Below are 19,163 nucleotides of genomic sequence, written 5' to 3'. Positions count from 1 at the left end.
TTTGGCTATTTTTTTTCTCCAATAAGTACTACCCAAGGTTCGTCATCCGGTAAAGAAAAGGTCTGTTTTACCTCGCCTGTAGTAGGGTCTTGAGAGTTACTATCCCCGGTCTTGGGATCCACAAAGACCACAGGCAGGTTTTCTTTGATGCCCATTAAGGTAAGATCTCCACCCTTGGGAAGGTAAGCCACAAAAAGGGAGTTCTCTTTTTGGAGCACCTTTGCCCCAGATGCTTCCTGATCCGAAATTTCAATATCGGCAATATCATATCCCTCAAGGGTTTTGCCTAAAATCCCAGGGTAAACACTACCCTCAAATTGGGTTGCCTCTTCCCAGGATGCATTAGTGGTGGACCAATCCGCAAAATCGGGTTCCTCTGTTCTTAATTTCCAGTTCCAAAGCCCAGCGGCACCATACACCACACCCATAGTGCCACCTGAGGTCCATTGGGACCAGGCTTCATGGCCTTGCCACCAACCCGTGGCTTTATCGGGGTCACCAATGCGTTCGTAGGTAGGCTCCCCGTTAGCAACAGCCTTGGTGGGGGAGTTATGGTACATTCTTTCTACCTTATGCAGGATATGCTCACCGGCGTGACCTGTTTGGCACCATTGGAAGTCCAACCATTCCTCTTCCTGGTAGGACTTGTTTCCATGTTTGGGAAAATTATCCGGATCTCCGGTATAGCCAGTAGGAGGGGCCTCGTCGAAGGGATTGTAATGAATACCTCTAGGCTGTGCATAGGCATCCCATTCCATTAGCATTTCACCGGTCTCTTTTATGCCTGGTTCCTTTCCGTGACCGTCCGCTGATACCAGGTACATTACCGGCATCGCACCATACCTGGCCAACAGATATTTGGTGTACCTCACATATTCCTCGGGAACGGGGTTTTTGCCTAGGGCATTTTTTCCTTTCCATCCATATCCCTGAAACACAGGTTGGAGTACCGGGACGATTTCATGCGCATGCAAAATATCCAAAAGCTCATCCAATAGTTGAAAATAAGCTGGATTGAGGTCATTGAGGTGACCATCCTTTAAATCATGAAAACCCCTGCCAAACCCCCCATCCTCTTCCCGGCTGTCTGGTCCTTCTACGCCTTGGTCAGGCTGTACCGTCATTAGCAGCGCAGCATTGAAACCTTTTTCCTGCCTATCCTTGGCATAGGTGCTCACCGAACTTGTGGTGCCCCGAAAGGGCAGTGCCCATGGGGTGTCACCGACCAAAAGAAAGGGGCTGCCGTCTCGGTGTACCACATTTCTTTTTCCCTCAGAAAGGGTGAGAAATCCTTTTTGCAATAGCTCGTTTTCCCCTCGATAGGGAGAGGAAAAAACTTTGCCCATCTTTCCATCCAGTCCATTATCCTTTACATTCGCAAAGGTTTCCCAAGAGTAGGTGTGGTCAGCCTCGGGAGGGGCAAATCTAATTTTCCAATTGTTTTCCCCATCCCAAAACGCGGGGCGTTTATAGCTTTCCCCATTTTCGTCGGTAAAAACGGCAAATAGATCTACATCTACATAGGGGTTCTGGTAACTACCATCTGCCGTTAGGCTGATTTCATAGCGTTCCCATTGTCCCACAGTTTCTATAAATGTCTCATCCTCACATCCCATACAGAATGCCAAGAATACAAGAAGAAAATAATTTCCTTTTCGCATTAGGTGATTGCTTTAATTTGTTCTTTTACGGATTCAGGTTCAAAAATCTCTTTCCAGTTATCTTTGAAGATTTTCTTTTTGCCAATCTCAATTGCCTTGATCGCGGCATCGGAGAATTTCCCCCCAGGAAGTTGGTTGAACAGCAAGGCCAATTCTATGTTGATGTGGCCCATCAAAAATTCAAAAACTGCCTCTTCAGGAACCCCTTGGGCAATGGCAGCGTCCGCGCCTTCTTTCAGTGCCGTAATCATAGCCCCACAGAATGTCTCTGAAAGAGCTGGTTCTAGGATCCCCATTTGCTCAATGGTCACCTTAATGGATTTATTTACGGGGCCATAGATTATTTTGGCTACTTTTTCCCCTACTTCGTAATGCTCCTTGGGTCCTTGTATCAAGGCGCATACTATACTCTGCTTTGCCGCAATCCCTCCAAAATAGTCGTAATGGTCTTTTTCATTAGGCTCCCAATTGAATACGGAAGGGTGGCAGGGGTGGGAGGCGAAATAGCTGATGTCTTCCCGCTGGGCAAGATGCCCTGCCAAAGGGGCGGCCGGGTCTAAGAACATGCCTATGGACCCTGCCTTCATTTGAGGAACATAGTTGGCGGTAACTTTGCCAATGGCCACATCCGGTACGGCATAAATGACCAGGTCGGCATCAGGAATGCAGTCTTCAGCTTTGCTGGGGCTAATGCCTATGGATTTCATCCTTTCCAGGCCGGCCTCACTTACTTCCAGGTAGGAAGTTTCATATTCCGGATGGTCTTTTAGGTTGTTGCTGAGTCTCACACCCATTTTACCTCCGGCACCTATCAATGTCACTTTAGTCTTCATGGTTGGTTTTTCTATTTTTAGCGGCTTTCTGCCGCAGTTTACAATTGATTTTCTTCATTTACAACACCCCCTTTTTGGGCGTATTCAAAGTAGCGGTGGTTGCCGTTTTGACCGCCCTTAATGGCGATCTCCATGCCGTCCACCCGCTTGTTTTTGCCATGGGCAATGCACAAAGGTGCTCCCGGTGACAGTTCCCCAGTGAACTCAAAGGCCTCTATTCCCAGTGCCTTTAATATATAGCCCGAGGTGTCTCCCCCAGCAGTTACCAGGCGTTTTAAGTGGAACTGCTCCACAATTTGCTTGGTGATGGCTGCCTGGGCAATGGCTATGGCCTGTGGATTTTCCTTGGCGTAGCTGGCTGTCAAGGTGGATTTTACCTGGGGGTCTTCCGGCCCCAACGCCGAGTAAATGACCGTGTTCTTATTTGCCTTTAGGGCTGCAAGGCCCTCTTGGGTTACACGATGGATTTCCGCCTGCTTTTCTTCAGGCTGATACAACCTTTTTACCTCCATTTTGATTAATTGAAAGCCCACCTTCTCCGCATGCAGGATCTGGTCGGCAGTGTTTTGCGCACAACTTCCCGCCACCACCAGCAAAGGAAGTATTTCTTTGGGAGGGGATTTCACTTTATTTTCGTTGCCATACACCCTTCCCAAGGCATACTCCATGGCCGAGGAGCCCAGCAATAATTGGTGTTGCTGCAGGCAGTGTTGATGCATCCATTGTCCAATAGGGTTGAGGTGGTCGTTTTCTACGGTGTCGAAAAGGATTAGTGGGGCTGGATCCTCGTTTTTGGGAAGCTCCAACAATTCCTGCGGTTTTTTGAGGGGCAGATTTTCAAGGTCCTGTAATTCCACCAGTTCCATGGGACGGTCCATCTGCTTTTTTAGGTGCAAACGAATTTCGCTTTCGTTCATGGGAGTGATGGGATGCCTTGACATCACCGGGTGCCGATCTAGCCTGTAGGTAGTGTTTCCGATTCTGGCAAAGAGGTGGCCAAATGCCACAAAGCGGTTGAGGGTAGGAAAGCCAATTACCAAGGGGATAAAGGGACTGGGAAAATATTTTTCCCCTACCTCCATGGCAGTACCTATATTTCCCACATCCGGGGAGCTGTCCAAGGTGCTGCAAACCTTATAATGAAAATACCGAAAGGGTATTTCTCTGATTTTTTTGAAAATGGGATCTATTTCCTTTTTCATGGCTTCGGGAGATAGACTACGGGCTATTCCGGCTACCCCAAATGCAATTTGCCCAAAGGCCTCCAAGGATTGGTTTTTAAACCGAAAGTTTTTTACCTGTTCCTTTGAGGGTGCCTCCAGGAATAATATGGTGGGTATTCCCAGTAAACTGAGTACCTCCAAAACATCGGAGGACCCGGTGAAATCATCTCCATAATATCCTAAGAGTATGTCTTTTTCCTTTCTCATCCAAAAAACGTAAATGCTTCGTCCACTACTTTGTATTTATTTCGGGCAGCCGTCTCGTCAAGTCCCTCCATGGCAGCTTGCCAGGCATAGCGCAAACTTTCCACACCGGCGGCTATCCCACCCGGGTGACCCATGATACCTCCTCCGGCCAAATACATCAGGGAGGTGGATTGAATACCTTTATAGGTGTCAAAGGCTTGTCCGGCCCACTGCCCGGAGGAAAGTACCGGCATGGCCCTGTCTTTATCACTCCAAATTGGGGAAAGGCAATCCTTGATGGAGGCGAATACCGAATCATCGGTTTCGCAAAACTTATTGCGGATGCCATTGGTGTGTAGGTGGTCCACCCCGGCCAACCTCCATACCTTGGCCATGGCAGGATATTCAATACCCAAAGAAGGGTGCCTCTGAAATATACCCCAACCGTTCCTATGCCCGTGAATAGGCATCTGGGTGTGGCGGGACATCTCTTGTATGCCGCTTAGGCCTACCCAGATCAGGTTGATCATGATACAGGTGCCGCCTTTTTCTAAGAGGTAGTCATGCCTTTGCTTCATCTCGTCTATCGTTCCGCTTATGTTGAAGGCATACATGGGCTTTTTGCCATGTTTGTCCGCATAGGCATTGATGACCTTCATACTGGCATCTACCCTTTCGGTAAATCGGTTGTAGGTGGGGTCGCCCATCAATTCGTCATCTTTGATAAAATCCAATTCAGCATGGATAAGCGTGCTTACCTGCGCCGCCGTCATGGCTGCGTCCAATCCAACACTGGGCTTGATGATGGTGCCGATAACAGGCCTATCGGAAATGCCTATTTTCTCGTAGGTGCCCGTTATGCCAAATTTTGGCCCAGGGTATACCTTTTCATAGCTGTCCGGTAAGCCGATATCCAAAAGTTTAAGTCCTGAAAAAGGTGCCAGCTCAAAGAGGTTGCCGGCCACAGTGGCCATTAGGTTGGGCAGGTTGGTGCTGATGTTTTCAATTGGCCAACTCAGCTTTACTTTTGCCTGCCGGATGATTTCGCCTTTCCTCGCGTGGGGTAATGAGGGGCCGTCTACCAGGCCCAGCTCCTCCACCTCCTCTATCCTGGCCGCATATTTTGCCATCAGTTCCCCAGTTTCTCCGGGTATTTTCACAAAGGTTCCCGTGGATTGTTCTCCGGCCATGGTCTCAATGGCCTTATCCAAGGGGGTGGCTGTTTCAATATGGTAGGTTGCGCTAAGTCTATTGCTCATGTCGTATAAAGCACTTTATTGGTTTCCGATGATTTGTAAGAAAGGAATACCAGTTCCATGGTTTTGAGGTTGTCCTGGCCGCTGTTTTCTGCTGCTGCTTTGTCCTGAAGGTCATCCAGTATACTTTGGTTACAGGTGACTACGGAGGAATGGATGAGGGCGTAATCCGGGTCCGCCCAATCGTATTGGGGAGGGTCTGCTTGTATTTTTTCGCTGCCCTTACCCTTCCGGGTAACCGTGATATGGTGGTTATAATCCAAACGAATAGAGCCCTTGTCTCCCTCAAGCAGCATTAAGGTCTGGGGAAAGGTTTCTTGTTCCAATTGTGAGGCATAGGAAACCTCAACCAAGCAATTTACCCCACTTTTCATAGAAAGTAGGGTAGTGGCCACATCCTCTCCCTTGATGCTGGGGTTGATCTTTTGGGTTTGGCAATACAGTTTTTCCACATCTCCAAACAGGTATCGGCTCATGTCCAGGATATGTACCCCAAGGTCCATGATGATAAACCTATCCAATTCTGCCAGGGCAGGCTGATTGTCAAACACCGGGAACCCCGAGCAAAACGTTAACCTGGCCTTAAAGGGATTACCGATTTCTCCTTGCTCCATAAGCTGCTTACACTTTCTTATGGGGGTTTGGAAGCGGAAGTTTTCATGGATAAAGTACTTTACTCCCGCATCCTCACAGGCTTTTACCATGGCTTGACAGGTTTTGTAATCTTCTGCCATTGGTTTTTGGCAAATGACGTGCACGCCGGCTTTTGCCGCAGCCATTACCAATGGAGCATGAGAGGGTATGCTGGAAATGATATCCACAAAATCCAGTTTTTCCTGTTTAAAAAGGGTGCCAGCATCCCTATATACGTTTGGAATGCCATGTTTTTCCGCCATTTTTTTTGCTTTTTCTTCATCGGGATCACAGATGGCCAGGAGCTCCACGCCCCCAACTTGCTTCCAGGCGCTGATTTGATAATTGGCCCAGAACCCGGCTCCGAAAACAGCAAATTTCAACGTTTTTTCCATAATTTTTTTACATCGTTTATTCAAAAGCCTCCAAGGATTGGAGGTAGTGTATGCTTTTTTTTGCCCATTCTTGTTCCTTTCTTATCGTGCCTTCCAGGTTTTCCTCCGGAGGGGTCCAGAGTTCCAGTGTGCAGGAGTGGCACCTTCTGAAGTGCTTAAGTTTTTTTACGATTCCCGGGATGTCCAGGAACCCTTCCCCAGCCACCGTCCCTGTCACCTCAAATCCCATTTGATGATAGTGCCGTTGTATGGTGAAATCCTTAATGTGAAAATTGATCGATAGGGGAATCAACTGTTCCAGTACTTCCTGAATGCCTTCTCCGGCACCTAAGGAGTTTACCGAGTCCAGACAAATTCCCACCTGTGTGGGGTCAGTCTGGTGTATGAGTTGGATCAGTTCCTTGCAGTGGAACCTGTCATGATTTTCTATCGCCAAGGAAATCTTGGCTTCGCGTAAGGCATTTAAGCCATCATTGATGACCTTTACTATCTCATCATGGGAGGGCTCATACTCTCCTTCGTCTATGACAAAACGCAGAAAAGGGGAACCCAGCGTTTTTGCTATTCCAAGGTATTTTTCCAGCCGCTGGGAGGTGAGCCCCCTAGCCCCAACTTCCAATTCCACTCCCAATTGCTGCGCTTGTTGAGAAAGCTGCTGAAGTTCCTCCTGGGGCCAATGGTGAAGGGGGATGTTGTCCGCAAGTTGAACCTTAGAAAGGCCGAATCCTTTGGCAGTGTGTATCAGGTCATATGCCCCCATAGGAGTGGGAGGAATTTGATTCCCCACACCTATGGACCAGGTGTAGGTATATGAGCTTATGCCTAATTTCATCAACAAATCTTTATACAAGTTTGGAAATTACAATCAACACTAACCCGATCAGGTAGAATACAAACATCCCTCCCAGCAATCGGTTGGTCTGTCGATCTGAACCAGCAAACTCTTTCCAAATAAACACTCCCCATATAGCGGCTACCACTGGGGCCGCATTGCTCAATGCATAGGAGATGGCGGGACTTCCTGCCCCTACGGCCATAAAGCTCAGCACCATTCCCCCCATCCAGATCAACCCTCCCGTCCATCCGGCCGCATGTTCTTTAAGGGTGGCGGCTTTGTATCCCTTCATAGAAACAGGTTGTCCTTCTACGGGGTATTTCATAAAGAGGGGATTGGCGATAAGTGTACATACCAATGTGCCTATGGAAAAGAAGAATACCGCGGTAAAGGGGGTGAGGTTACCCGTTCCTCCCGCCACGAAGGAGTTGTCCATAGACTGCACCACAAAACCGTAGAAAAAGGCAATCAATATCCCCGCAATTACGGAGACCACTATGCCCTTGGTGGAGGCTTTGCTGTTTTCACCTTCCAGTTTTTTATAGGATTTGCCCGAGAAGTAAATGGCCACCACTATAAAGGCCACTCCCACAAGCAATAGCAAGGGGGACCCCTCGGTGCTCCCTTTATCCATGTATTCCAACAGGAAATTATAGCCGATCCCCAGCACCCATGCAAGTCCCCCCCCTATAGGAAAAGCAACGGCCAGGCCGGTCAAGGCTATTCCAGCAACTAGGAGTAAATTCCCCAGGTTCCAGACAATGCCACCAAGTAATGCCATTAGGATACTTTGGGTATCCGCCTGCTCTAGGTCTTCCCAAAAGGTCCTGCCCTCTGTGCCCATGGATCCCAAGGTGATCGCTGCAATAAAGGCGGTGAGCAAAATGCCGATGATCAAATCCCAATAATAGAGTTCAAATCGGTAGTTGCTGGCCATTTTTTGAGTGTTTGCCCAAGAACCCCAGCAAATCATGCAGGTGATAAAGGCAAATATGGCAAGGGTGTAATTTTCAATAAGGATCATAAAAGGTTATTTAGGGGCTTATTGGTTTGGGCTATTTTTGATAAAGTAAATAAATCAGTTTAGGGAATTGAGAATTGAAAATTAGGTTCAAGTTTTCAACTCAATGCTCACAGCCTTTAACGCACTCACGTTAAGTTCTTGCTTGTCCAGTTGGGGGTAGAATGCCTTAAAAGGTAGGAATTTAACCTGACTTTTAAAAATACAAGTTACCCTTGGCTTGCGAGTCGTCCAATCCTTTTTGGGCTAAAATATCCCCGTATTCCTAGATCTATAATCAAAGGCAGGAGAGCACGGGAAGGGTGTTGGGGAATGTGTTTTTCCAAAGGTGAGGCAAACTTAAATTGGGGTAACATTTATAATTAAAATTTTATCTAACTTATGTGGACTTTTAAAACCCATACTTTTATGCCAAAAACGCAATCTAAAATTCAACTTTCTCCACCGGATTTTGTGGAGGCGGAGCTGGAATCACTCAGCCAAATCATGGATCAGGAGTTGCCCTTTAAAAAGCTGGACCATAACATCTTAATTGCCACTTGGAACATACGGACATTTGGAGGGTTGACTGAAAAATGGGTGGCGGAGGAAAATGATTCCCCAAAAAGGGACCTGCAATCTCTGCTGACCATCGCAAGGATCATCTCCAGGTTTGATATTATAGCCGTACAGGAAATAAAGGGAAACCTAAAGGCTTTTAGGCACATGATCAAAGTAATGGGGGACCACTGGAGTTTTATACTCACTGATGTTTGCGGTGGAGATATGGGCAATGACGAACGCATGGGTTTCCTTTTTGATACCCGCAAGGTGAAGCTATCCGGGTTGGCTTGTGAGTTGGTGGTACCCAATGAACAAGTGGAAAACATCCAGGAGGGGGCCTTTTCCAGACAATTTGCCCGTACCCCTTATGCAGTGGGTTTTAAGGTGGAGGATAAAACCTTTGTACTTGTTTCTTTGCATGTAATTTATGGTAGGAAGGCTTCAGATAGGGTAGGGGAGCTGGAAACCATCGCCAGGTGGATGAAAAATTGGGCTACGGATATGAATGCCTTTGACCAAAGCCTAATGGTGCTGGGGGATTTTAATATAGACCGAAGGGGAGACCCCAGATACCAGGCCTTCGCGTCCACCGGCCTCAGGGTGCCGGAATCCCTGCAAGAACTGCAACGCACTGTTTATGATCACCATACCAAGTATTACACCCAAATCGCGTGGTTTGAGAACCACCACAACATTCCCCAACTTTCCATTAAGTATTTACAGGGCGGGGTTTTTAACTTTGGGCCACATGTGCTTAAGGACAGGGACTTGACCCCTTTTCAGCTTTCCTGGCGCATGTCGGATCACTTGCCCCTATGGGCGGAGTTTTCCACAAGGTGCTGATTTTGGCAAAAGTTTGGATATATTAGGATATTGAAACAAAGCGGATGCGATGAAATATTTTGTCTTGGTAGGCCTGTTACTATTTAACTGGAGCGCTTGTAAGTCTGTAGATGAGAAGAAGGACAAGACGGAACTAAAGCTTAACCAGATCCAATTAATCGGCTCTCACAACAGCTACAAGTTGCCCATACAGCCGGAACTAATGCAGTTGCTGGAAGAAATCCAACCCGAACAGGCTAGGGCATTGGATTATGGTCACTTTCCGATTTGGGAGCAATTGGACATGGGAATAAGGGTTTTTGAACTGGATGTGTTTGATGATCCTAAGGGTGGCCAATTTGCTGCCCCCGCGGGTCATTTACTGCTTCAAGAGGCTGGACAGGAGGTGCTACCATTGGTAGAACCCCATAAGTGGGAGGAGCCCGGACTGAAGGTCATGCATGTGCAGGATATTGATTTTCGAGCCCATCATGCCACGTTCACGGATTATTTGATGGAGCTTAAGGTCTGGTCGGAATTTCATCCAAACCACTTGCCAGTTTTTATTAGCATCAACGCAAAGGACCAAACCTTTCCGGATAAGAGGTTTACACCTGCATTGCCCTTTGGGAGTGAGGGTTTGGCCCGAATAGACAAGGAGATCGCAGCGGTATTTCCAGAAGAAAAACTCCTCCTCCCTGCCCAGGTAAAAGGGGAGTTTGAAACCCTGGAAAAGGCCATAAAGGAAAATGCCTGGCCAAGCCTTTCTGACGCTCGTGGCAGGTTTTTGTTTATCTTGGACGAAACAGGGGAGAAGATGAACCAATACATCGCCTTAGACAGCAGCTTTCAAAGCCAAAGGATGTTCGTGATTCCAGAGCCTGGTCATCCCCTATCCGGAATCTTATTTCTGAATGACCCCGTGGCACAAGAGGAGGATATAAGCGAGTGGGTGAAGCGGGGTTACATGGTAAGGACACTTGCCGACTCAGAAACCAAGGAGGCCAGGGACAACGATACCTTGAGAAGGGAAAAAGCCTTTTCTTCCGGGGCACAGCTGGTGAGCACGGATTATTATGTGCCAGATAGCAGATTCTCCAGTTATGCTGTTCGCTTTCCTGGGAACAATTTCAAAAGGCCAAACCCCCTTACAGCCTCCCAGAAATCTTCTAACAAACTCGATGAACCTGTTCCTGAGGGGCTGGTGGGCGTTTCTGCCGAGTCCTTTAAATGGGCCATGGAAAATGGAATGGGAAGGATATTGGACGTGCGCACAGTCGAGGAATTAAAGGAAGGAGTGATAGGAGAAGTGGAGCACCTGGATTTTATGGGAGAAGACTTTGAGAAGGGATTGGCAGATCTAAGCAAGGAGGGCCCTTTCTTGGTGTACTGTAAAGTGGGTGGAAGAAGTGAAAAAGCCGGCAAGAAGATGTTGGAAATGGGCTTTGAGCGGGTGTATCACTTAGAAGGGGGGATCGATAAATGGAAGGAAAAAGGAATAGGGGTGGTGCCCTATAGGAACAACCAGTGAATTGAAAAATTTTAACCCGTAAACCGAATTTTTGTGGAACAGGACACACATCTCGCCATTGTAAAGGAGGACCCTTGGTTGGTTCCCTATAAGGAAGAAATTTTGCAACGTTACGTCAGGTACCAGCGTGCACTTTTGGAGATTGAGTTGGCCGAGGACAGCCTAACCCATTTTTCCAAAGGTCATCACATTTTTGGTATCAATTTCGATCCCAACAGAAATGGTTGGGTGTACCGGGAATGGGCACCGGGGGCAAATGCACTTTTTCTTATCGGTGATTTTAATGACTGGGACAGAAATGCCCATCCCCTTACCCGAAAAGAATGGGGGGTTTGGGAGTTGTTTTTGCCGGAAGACCAGTATAAGGACCGATTTAAACATGGCAGTTTGGTAAAAGTCCACGTGGTGACAAAAAAGCATGCACTGGACCGCATACCTGCCTATATAACCCGGGTGGTGCAGGATGAGGACTCCAAGGATTTTTCTGGGCAATTGTGGTTTCCCGAGGTAGAGTTTGAATGGACAGACCAAAAATTCAAGCCCAAAAAAGCACTTGAACCCCTGCTTATCTATGAATGTCATGTGGGTATGGGCCAGGAAAAACTCGGGTTAGGCACTTATGCCGAGTTTGCCGACAAGATCCTTCCCCGGATCAAAAAAAGTGGCTATACGGCTATTCAACTAATGGCAATAATGGAACACCCCTATTATGGTTCCTTTGGATATCACGTTTCCAATTTCTTCTGTCCTTCTTCCCGCTTCGGTACGCCGGAGGAGTTAAAGTACTTGGTGAACCGTGCCCATGAGTTGGGGATTGCGGTGATCATGGATATTGTGCACTCCCATGCAGTACAGAATGTGGCCGAAGGGTTGAATGAGTTTGACGGCACCGATCATCAATATTTTCACAAGGGTCCCAGGGGTTACCACGAGGTTTGGGATTCTAAGCTGTTCGATTACGGAAAATGGGAGGTTAAAAGGTTTTTGCTTTCCAATATCCGGTATTGGTTGGAGGAGTTTCACTTTGACGGTTTCCGTTTCGATGGGGTCACCTCCATGCTTTACTTCCACCATGGTTTGACCGAGTTTGATCATTTTGACAAGTACTTCCTAAATGAAGTGGACTGGGATGCCATGGTCTATATGCAGTTGGCGAATAAACTGATCCATGAGATTAAACCCGGTGCTATTTCCATTGCAGAGGAGGTGAGCGGTATGCCGGGGCTCTGCAGGCAACCCCTGGAAGGGGGGCTGGGCTTCGATTTCAGGATGGCCATGGGTATTCCCGATTTTTATATCAAGATTCTTAAGGAACAGAAAGACGAGGAATGGGACATCTTTGAGTTTTGGAAGGTCTTGAGCGACCGAAGGTATAAGGAGGGCACCATTGCCTATGCAGAATCCCATGACCAGGCCCTGGTTGGGGACAAGTCTATTGCTTTTTGGCTGATGGACAAGGAGATGTATTTCCACATGCAGGTGAAGGACAGCAATATCGTGGTGGACAGGGGAATCGCCTATCACAAGTTGTTCCGGTTTTTCACCATAAGTTTGGGAGGGGAAGGCTATCTCAACTTTATGGGCAACGAATTTGGCCACCCGGAATGGATTGACTTTCCCAGGGAAGGGAACCAGTGGAGTTACCAATACGCCAGAAGGCAATGGAGCCTGGCAGACGACAAGAACCTGAAATATAAATTCCTTTGGAAATGGGACATCGACATGCTGCACCTGATCAAGAAGCACGGCATTTTACAGGCGCCCTTTGCTGAGCAGTTGCACATGGATCCGGCCAATAAGGTAATCGTGTTTATGCGTGGGGGTTTGGTGTTTGTGTTTAACTTCAACACTTCGGCCTCCATTTTTGATTATAAGTTCCGTGCTCCTTCTATGGGAAAATATGCCCTCCTGTTGGATTCCGATGCTTCGAAATACGGAGGTTTTGACCGCATAGAGGAGGGGCAGCATTACTATACCGACCAGCACCAGAGGCTCAGCCTGTACCTGACCAACCGTACGGCCTTGGTGTTAAAGAAAGAGGACTGAAACCGGCCTGCACCGCACCGCTTTGAAGGAGAGCCTTTTACTGATTTTACCCTGTAGAATTCTTCCATTGATGTGTTTTTCTGGGCAAAGGTTTTTTTTAAATGGGAATTTATGATTTATATTTGCAGAGCTTTCGGGGAAGCATTGGATGTTTTCTTGATAAAATAGAGAGTTGGGTGAGTGGCTTAAACCAGCAGTTTGCTAAACTGTCGTACGTCTAACAGCGTACCGGGGGTTCGAATCCCCCACTCTCTACGGATTAAAACCCTAACTAATTGAATGTCAATAAGTTAGGGTTTTTATTTTTTAATCAGGGGCTAAACGAGGGGCATTTTGAATTGTTTTTGCCTCCTAACAGTCAAGTTCCGGGACCCCTTTTAGCCCAGTTCGCATTTTAATTCAATCCATTTTAAAGTAATGGTAAAATTGGGTTTGCCCCGCCCTCGCCCCTCGGTCCCCTGAAGGGGAAGGTCTGCCCGCCTGACTTAAATTAAACGTTTTAGTTTCAAGACTGAAAGATGATTATCTGTTTAGTATTCCCTGAAAACGGCAAAAGAAAACTGCAAAAATTCTTGTGTATAGCGAAAAAATGATTAATTTGGGGTAAATATGTCTTGTTATGGAAAATATCGTGAGTGATTTTACAATGGTATATCAAGTGGACAGGGGTGTCCATGTCTCGAAGTTTGATCAGTTGCTGCAGCATTCTGGAATGCAGAAGCAGGTTCTGGCCAATTTGTTGGGACTGGATCCTCGTACTATTGACAATTACCGGAAGCAAGGCAGGAACTTCCCTTCTTTGGAGGGAGAATTATTGCTTAAAATTACCCAGCTATTTAAGTTGGGAGAAGAGGTTTTTGGTGGAGTGGGGGCCTTTCGGGATTGGTTAGATGTTTCTTCCAAGGCCTTTGACCAGCGAAAGCCGATGACATTTCTTCGTACATCCACGGGTGCAGCCTTGGTGCAACAAGCCTTACTGCGCATTGCTCACGGGTATGCGGTCTAGTTAATGGAGCTGTTTCGTATTACCTTGTCGGTTTATGCAAAAAAACTCCATGCACCGGGATTTCCAGGGCGTTGGAATGGGAAAGGGGAGGAGGTGATTTATGCGTCCTCCACTCGATCCTTGGCCTGTTTGGAAAATATGGTGCATCGCAAAGGACGTGGGGATAATTTAATATATAGCACCTTGGTGATCTATGCGCCAGACACATCCTCCATTACACAAGTCAACCTATCCGATTTACCTGCAGACTGGAATCAGGGATCCGATGTCAGTGGTTGCCAATCCATTGGATCAGAATGGTATAGCAAGAAGAAATCACTACTTCTCCGGGTACCTTCTGCCGTAGTTCCGGATGAATATAACGTTGTCATCCATACCAGGCATCCTGAATTTTCAGAGGTAAGTCTGGTTAAGGAATTACCCTTTAGCTTTGATAAGCGGCTTGGTTAGGGGAATAGTGATTCTGATCATACCCATTGATGGAAAGATCAGGGAAAGATTTAACAAAAACCAATTGACATATACCATGAAAGCTTTAAAAAATTGTTCCTTCCTTATCCTGCTTCTACTTTTTCAACCTTTTTATGCTAAATCCCAGCAATCAGATCGCATTCGTGTTGGAGGCCAGGATCTGTTTCTAAGTGGAGGTAATATAGCATGGGTGGATTTTGCCAAAGACATAGGGCCAGGAGAGACTCAATTTGATTTGTTTGAGGAAATGTTTCAAGAAGTCAATAAATATGGCGGCAATACAACGCGCCTTTGGCTGCATACCGACGGAACCAATACTCCGGAGTGGGAGGATTCAGATGTGATTGGGCCGGGGGAAGGTGCCATTGAAGACCTTAAGACTATCCTGGATCTTGGTCATAAATATAATGTAAGTTTAGTTCTGTGCCTCTGGAGCTTCGATATGCTTAATATAAATGAAGAAAACCCACATTTTCCTGGCCGGGCCCGTGATATGCTAACCATGCAGTCAAAAACCAGCCTTTATATCGAAAATGCATTGATTCCAATGGTCGAAGCCTTAAAAGGACACCCTGCCATTGCAGCCTGGGAGATATTTAATGAACCTGAGGGCATGAGCGAGGAGTTCGGTTGGGAAACCACTCATCATTTACCCATGGCCAATATTCAGCGCTTTGTAAATCAGACTACCGCGGCAATTAAAGCTACTGATCCTGATGTATTGGTCACAACCGGTGCCTGGAGTTTTAAGGCATTAAGCGATAATGTGGAGGAAGAAAACGCCAAAAATTATTATAGCGATAAAGAGCTGATAGAAAATGGTGGCAAGGAGAATGGAGTCCTGGATTTTTATTCAGTTCATTATTATCCTAACCACTTTGGAGAAAACCTTTCCCCATTTCACAACGACGCGGCTCATTGGGGACTGGATAAGCCAATTGTTGTCGCTGAATTTTATACGCAGGATACACATGGCATACCACATGAATACCTTTATAAGACACTTTTTGAGGGTGGTTATGCTGGGGCCTTAGTTTGGCAATGGAAGAATCGTAACCATAAGAGTCATCACCATATTTACTGGCCTCGGGCACTCGTCAGCATGAAGAATTTATATGAATTACACCCGGAGGATATTCATCTTGAATTTCAAGATTGAATAAAAAAAGTGAACGGGGGGAAACCCGTGTAGAATGCCCCCGCCAGATTTTTCCGTCGGGGAGTGTTTCTTCCCTAAAGGGAAATCCCTAGCTTATTTTAGTTGTAAGCGCTTCATTCATTGATTAACATCATCGCAATATCCATTTCAAGGTCCCTGTTTCCGATATAATCCTAAATGGTATAGTTTGTTGGAAATTCAGGTTTAATCCCCCTTCCCTGAGGTAAATTTTGTGAAACTGCATTTTGAATTTGGAAAAGGGGGATGGCTACCCCTATTTTTAACCGATGGTAAAATCGCATGGGATGGGCTGCCGTACCCATATGGAGGGTATCCTGTCCTGTACATACAAAGATGGAAGCAGAACCTTTACCAGGATATACCAATTCTCCCCTATAAATTCATTCCACATGGCGAAGATTTACCAGACCAACATCGAGACATATAATGCCGAAATATCCGACCTTGACCAAGCAATAAAAAAGCTTTCACTATTTCGGTTGGCATCTTTTCTTGGCTCACTAATCCTTATTACTGCGCTGGCGAATGAACGTTTACTAACATTATTGTGGATTGTGGCTCCGCTGTGTGTCTTTGGTTTTATCTTTTTACTGGTTCGCTACAACCAATTGATCAAGCGCAAGGAAACCGCGACTTTCTTAAAAAAAATCAATCAGGAGGAGCTGTTAAAGTTCGCGAACGAATTAACAAGTTTTCCTACGGGACAATCCTACCTTAATAGGGACCATGCTTATATTGCCGATTTAGATGTTTTTGGGTCGCACTCCCTTTTTCAACTCTTAAATAGAACAACAACAGAATCAGGAAGTCTCTTATTGGCCAAGTGGCTATCTGAACCTGCCCCCAAGGAAGTAATTCTGGAAAGACAAAAAGCCATCAGGGAGTTGAAACCTAATTTGGAGTGGAGACAACAACTCCAAGTCGCGGGTCTACCCTTTATGAATAGGGAAAGTGATTTTAAAAAGCTATTGAAATGGTTTGATAGCAGTGAACACCTCCTTCCTAAACAAACGAAATATCTGATAGGCAGTATTACATTGGCTGTATCGTCAACGGTTTTGGCTGTTCTGTATGTTGTTAATTCCTTGCTTGAAGGCTGGAATTTATACCTGCCTCCCTTGCTGATAGTAGTATTGATCAATGTTTTACTTTTAAGAAAAGTGGCTCCTTTCGCGGAGGAGATCATCGACCATACGGATCGGAATGTTAAGATATTAGGTGGTTTTCAGATGCTGGCCCAGACTATTTTATCTGAAAAATTTCAGTCGAAAATACTGAAAAAGCTTCGATCAAAACTGGATCAAAACGGATCATCTGCTGCCATTGAAATCAAAAAACTGAAGAAAATACTGGAAGCCTTTCAACTGAGAGGCACCAAGAGGAGCGATAGCAACAAGTTTTACTTGATTTTCAATTATTTTTGGCTGTTTGACATTTATTGGATCATCCTGACAGAAAGGTGGAAGGATAGGAACAGGGACCAAATCCAATCCTGGATACGCTCCATCAGTGAGTTTGAAGTGCTAAACAGTTTAGCGGGTTTTGCCTATTCTAACTCGGATTTTGTATTTCCTGAGATTAAGGAAGAGCACTATAGCATACATTTTGAATCACTTGGACATCCATTGATCAAATCGGAAAGTAGGGTCTGCAATCATTTTAACTTAAAAGGGCGGGGACAAATCGCGATGATTACCGGGTCAAACATGGCAGGGAAAAGTACTTTCTTAAGGACAGTAGGAGTGAACCTGATTTTGGCATTAATGGGTGCGCCTTGTTGCGCCAAATCCGGGCAAGTTTCGCAGATGAAGATGTTTACCAGCATGCGAACCCAGGATAATCTTGAAGAAGGCGTATCTTCCTTCTATGCAGAATTAAAAAGAGTGGAACAACTACTGGCACTAATAAAAAGCGGACAACCAATATTTTTTATGATGGACGAGATGTTCAAGGGAACGAATTCAGAGGACCGTTACAAAGGAGGAGTATCCTTAATCAAACAACTGAATGAACTCAATGCCTTTGGCATCATCTCAACCCATGATTTGGAATTGGCCAGGTTAGCTGGCAACCACATGATAGTTTCTAACCACAGCTTTAACAGCAAAATTATTGATGAAAAGATGAGCTTTAATTATACACTCCAGGACGGTATATGCACAGATTTCAATGCAAGTGAACTAATGAAGAAATGCGGAATAAACATTCTTGCTAATGTTGAAAAGATGCGCTAAACGAATAAGAAGCCATCCTAACTCATTTTTCCGATATCCTCAATATTCCCGAGGAAGCCATCCAGAGTTTTATGAGGAGCAGGCGGTGAATTTATTCCGAATACCTAACTATAGTTCTTAAACTTCAAAAAATGAAGATTAAAATATTCGGTCAGGGCAGGGAGAGTAGGGCTCCGGAAGAACCCGCCGCTGCCCCTCGGTCCCCTGAAGGGGAAGTCCACCCGCTGAGGCAGAAAGTCTCAAGTAATGGGTTTTTTTAATGAGTTTCTATAACATTAGCATTACTTGGCTTTCTGAATTGTATTGAAATCATCACCGATCACTCCTTTACTGATCACCTGATTTTGTTATGTAGTGAAAAAGGATACCTAGAAGGCGAAAGCCCAAGAATAATCAAAGGTCCAGTTTCAGGCCCTCGGTTTCCAGGTCTCTGATATGCATGCCTGCCTGTATCAAGTTGTCCTCCTCTATGGCCTGCAGGGTCATTTTTATTAACTCCAGGAGTTTGTTGCCCTTGGCCAATCTCGCAAAAGGAAAAGGATCCAGGTTTTGGTCCAGGATATGATTGATCTTTCGGTCTATCTGGATTTCCTTGTCCTTCAATTGCTCCACAATCAGGGAAATATCTTTCATTGTCAATTTAATTAACTTTTATAGGTTAATAATATAGACAATAGTAGGGAGAGAATCAATGTAATGATCAAGGAATGCTAAGCAATATTCTTTTTTGGCCCGTAAAAAAGAAACAAACTCCATTTGAGGTCTCCTTCGATGGCATTTGAGTCCTATTTTAAAGGTCATTGATTTTTTTACACATTTTTATGCAGTTTATTTCTGTTAATTGGCAGACCTCAGGTGGGAGATCCTAATGCTTTTGATAATAAATCAATATAAAATAGCACTAAATGATCCCCCTCAAAAATATACCCCGATCACGGTATTTTTTGCCTAGGGATTAACCTTTATTTTTAAGGCTGAATAAAGGGGTTCACTTGTTCTTTTTATGGGGCTTAGTGTGGCGAAGCTGTGTAGGGGTGGCAGATTTTTGTTTTCAAACGCTTATTCCCAGATAAGGTCAAAATACGGAAAGCTAGGTAGAGAAATGCCAATGAAAGCAACCGGGAGATTAAGGAAATCAGGAGTCCGATAGAGTACATGGACACTGATTTATAATCGTAATAAAAACTGAACATAGCCAACAAAATACGAAAACAGTGTGTGGAAAACCCGTACCAATAAAAGTGTTGAACAAAACCTCCTACGTCGGTAGTTTGGTATTTTATAGGT

16 protein-coding genes and 1 tRNA gene are annotated in these 19,163 nt (G+C 45.6%); 9 read left to right on the top strand and 8 right to left on the bottom strand.

Annotation, left to right across the window (positions count from 1 at the left end; all coding sequences use genetic code 11):
* Positions 1-5 precede the first annotated feature (5 nt).
* The 7 genes from DB520_RS14985 to DB520_RS14955 are packed head-to-tail and all read right to left on the bottom strand — an operon-like array spanning position 6 to position 8,046.
* A complete protein-coding gene (locus DB520_RS14985; RefSeq protein ID WP_232834996.1) occupies positions 6-1,661 on the bottom strand; it encodes an apiosidase-like domain-containing protein in 1,656 nt (551 codons plus the stop codon).
* Positions 1,661-2,494 carry a phosphogluconate dehydrogenase C-terminal domain-containing protein gene (locus DB520_RS14980; RefSeq protein WP_114750522.1) on the bottom strand — a complete coding sequence of 278 codons (834 nt, stop codon included), beginning with the start codon at positions 2,492-2,494 and terminating at the stop codon, positions 1,661-1,663. The genes DB520_RS14985 and DB520_RS14980 overlap by 1 nt, the downstream gene beginning before the upstream one ends.
* A 38-nt stretch (positions 2,495-2,532) precedes the next feature.
* The gene (locus tag DB520_RS14975; RefSeq protein ID WP_114750521.1) at positions 2,533-3,924 is read right to left on the bottom strand and encodes a four-carbon acid sugar kinase family protein; all 1,392 of its coding nucleotides are present in this window, start codon (positions 3,922-3,924) and stop codon (positions 2,533-2,535) included.
* Complete coding sequence (locus DB520_RS14970; RefSeq protein WP_114750520.1) at positions 3,921-5,162, bottom strand: RuBisCO large subunit C-terminal-like domain-containing protein; 1,242 nt, start codon at positions 5,160-5,162, stop codon at positions 3,921-3,923. Before DB520_RS14970 ends, DB520_RS14975 begins: the two co-directional genes overlap by 4 nt.
* Positions 5,159-6,187, bottom strand: a complete 1,029-nt coding sequence (locus DB520_RS14965; protein ID WP_114750519.1) for a Gfo/Idh/MocA family protein — start codon at positions 6,185-6,187, stop codon at positions 5,159-5,161. Before DB520_RS14965 ends, DB520_RS14970 begins: the two co-directional genes overlap by 4 nt.
* Positions 6,188-6,203: 16 nt before the next feature.
* Positions 6,204-7,019, bottom strand: coding sequence for a sugar phosphate isomerase/epimerase family protein (locus DB520_RS14960; RefSeq protein ID WP_157972101.1), 816 nt, complete (start codon positions 7,017-7,019; stop codon positions 6,204-6,206).
* Between the two features lie 10 nt (positions 7,020-7,029).
* Positions 7,030-8,046 carry a GRP family sugar transporter gene (locus DB520_RS14955; protein WP_114750517.1) on the bottom strand — a complete coding sequence of 339 codons (1,017 nt, stop codon included), beginning with the start codon at positions 8,044-8,046 and terminating at the stop codon, positions 7,030-7,032.
* Positions 8,047-8,451: 405 nt separating this feature from the next.
* Here DB520_RS14955 and DB520_RS14950 point away from each other — a divergent pair, with 405 nt between their 5' ends.
* The 9 genes from DB520_RS14950 (at position 8,452) to DB520_RS27485 (ending at position 18,136) form a co-directional block, all read left to right on the top strand.
* Positions 8,452-9,429: an endonuclease/exonuclease/phosphatase family protein gene (locus DB520_RS14950; protein ID WP_114750605.1), complete on the top strand. Its 978-nt coding sequence runs from the start codon at positions 8,452-8,454 to the stop codon at positions 9,427-9,429.
* A 49-nt stretch (positions 9,430-9,478) separates the two neighbouring features.
* Entirely contained in the window at positions 9,479-10,939 is a 1,461-nt protein-coding gene (locus DB520_RS14945; protein ID WP_114750516.1) for a Ca2+-dependent phosphoinositide-specific phospholipase C, read from the top strand.
* Positions 10,940-10,972: 33 nt separating this feature from the next.
* Positions 10,973-12,985 (top strand): alpha amylase C-terminal domain-containing protein, encoded by a 2,013-nt coding sequence (locus tag DB520_RS14940; protein ID WP_114750515.1) that lies wholly within the window; start codon positions 10,973-10,975, stop codon positions 12,983-12,985.
* A gap of 166 nt (positions 12,986-13,151) precedes the next feature.
* Positions 13,152-13,240, top strand: a tRNA-Ser gene (locus DB520_RS14935).
* A gap of 364 nt (positions 13,241-13,604) precedes the next feature.
* Positions 13,605-13,991 carry a type II RES/Xre toxin-antitoxin system antitoxin gene (gene parS / locus DB520_RS14930; protein ID WP_114750514.1) on the top strand — a complete coding sequence of 129 codons (387 nt, stop codon included), beginning with the start codon at positions 13,605-13,607 and terminating at the stop codon, positions 13,989-13,991.
* A gap of 3 nt (positions 13,992-13,994) precedes the next feature.
* The gene (locus DB520_RS14925) at positions 13,995-14,441 is read left to right on the top strand and encodes an RES family NAD+ phosphorylase (RefSeq protein WP_114750513.1); all 447 of its coding nucleotides are present in this window, start codon (positions 13,995-13,997) and stop codon (positions 14,439-14,441) included.
* A 76-nt stretch (positions 14,442-14,517) separates the two neighbouring features.
* Positions 14,518-15,621, top strand: a complete 1,104-nt coding sequence (locus DB520_RS14920) for a cellulase family glycosylhydrolase (RefSeq protein WP_157972100.1) — start codon at positions 14,518-14,520, stop codon at positions 15,619-15,621.
* 410 nt (positions 15,622-16,031) lie between these two features.
* Positions 16,032-17,876 (top strand): MutS-related protein, encoded by a 1,845-nt coding sequence (locus tag DB520_RS14915; RefSeq protein WP_114750604.1) that lies wholly within the window; start codon positions 16,032-16,034, stop codon positions 17,874-17,876.
* A gap of 131 nt (positions 17,877-18,007) precedes the next feature.
* On the top strand, positions 18,008-18,136 hold the full coding sequence (locus tag DB520_RS27485) for a hypothetical protein (protein ID WP_262511321.1): 129 nt from the start codon (positions 18,008-18,010) through the stop codon (positions 18,134-18,136).
* Positions 18,137-18,269: 133 nt separating this feature from the next.
* On the opposite strand, the gene DB520_RS14910 is transcribed toward DB520_RS27485, so the two are convergent.
* On the bottom strand, positions 18,270-18,509 hold the full coding sequence (locus DB520_RS14910) for a hypothetical protein (RefSeq protein WP_114750511.1): 240 nt from the start codon (positions 18,507-18,509) through the stop codon (positions 18,270-18,272).
* Between the last annotated feature and the right edge of the window lie 654 nt (positions 18,510-19,163).

It is taken from the genome of Pleomorphovibrio marinus (assembly GCF_003347495.1).
Taxonomy (GTDB): domain Bacteria; phylum Bacteroidota; class Bacteroidia; order Cytophagales; family Cyclobacteriaceae; genus Pleomorphovibrio; species Pleomorphovibrio marinus.
The sequence above is the reverse complement of the archived record's forward strand: the minus strand, read 5'-3'. Positions and strand labels throughout refer to the sequence as shown.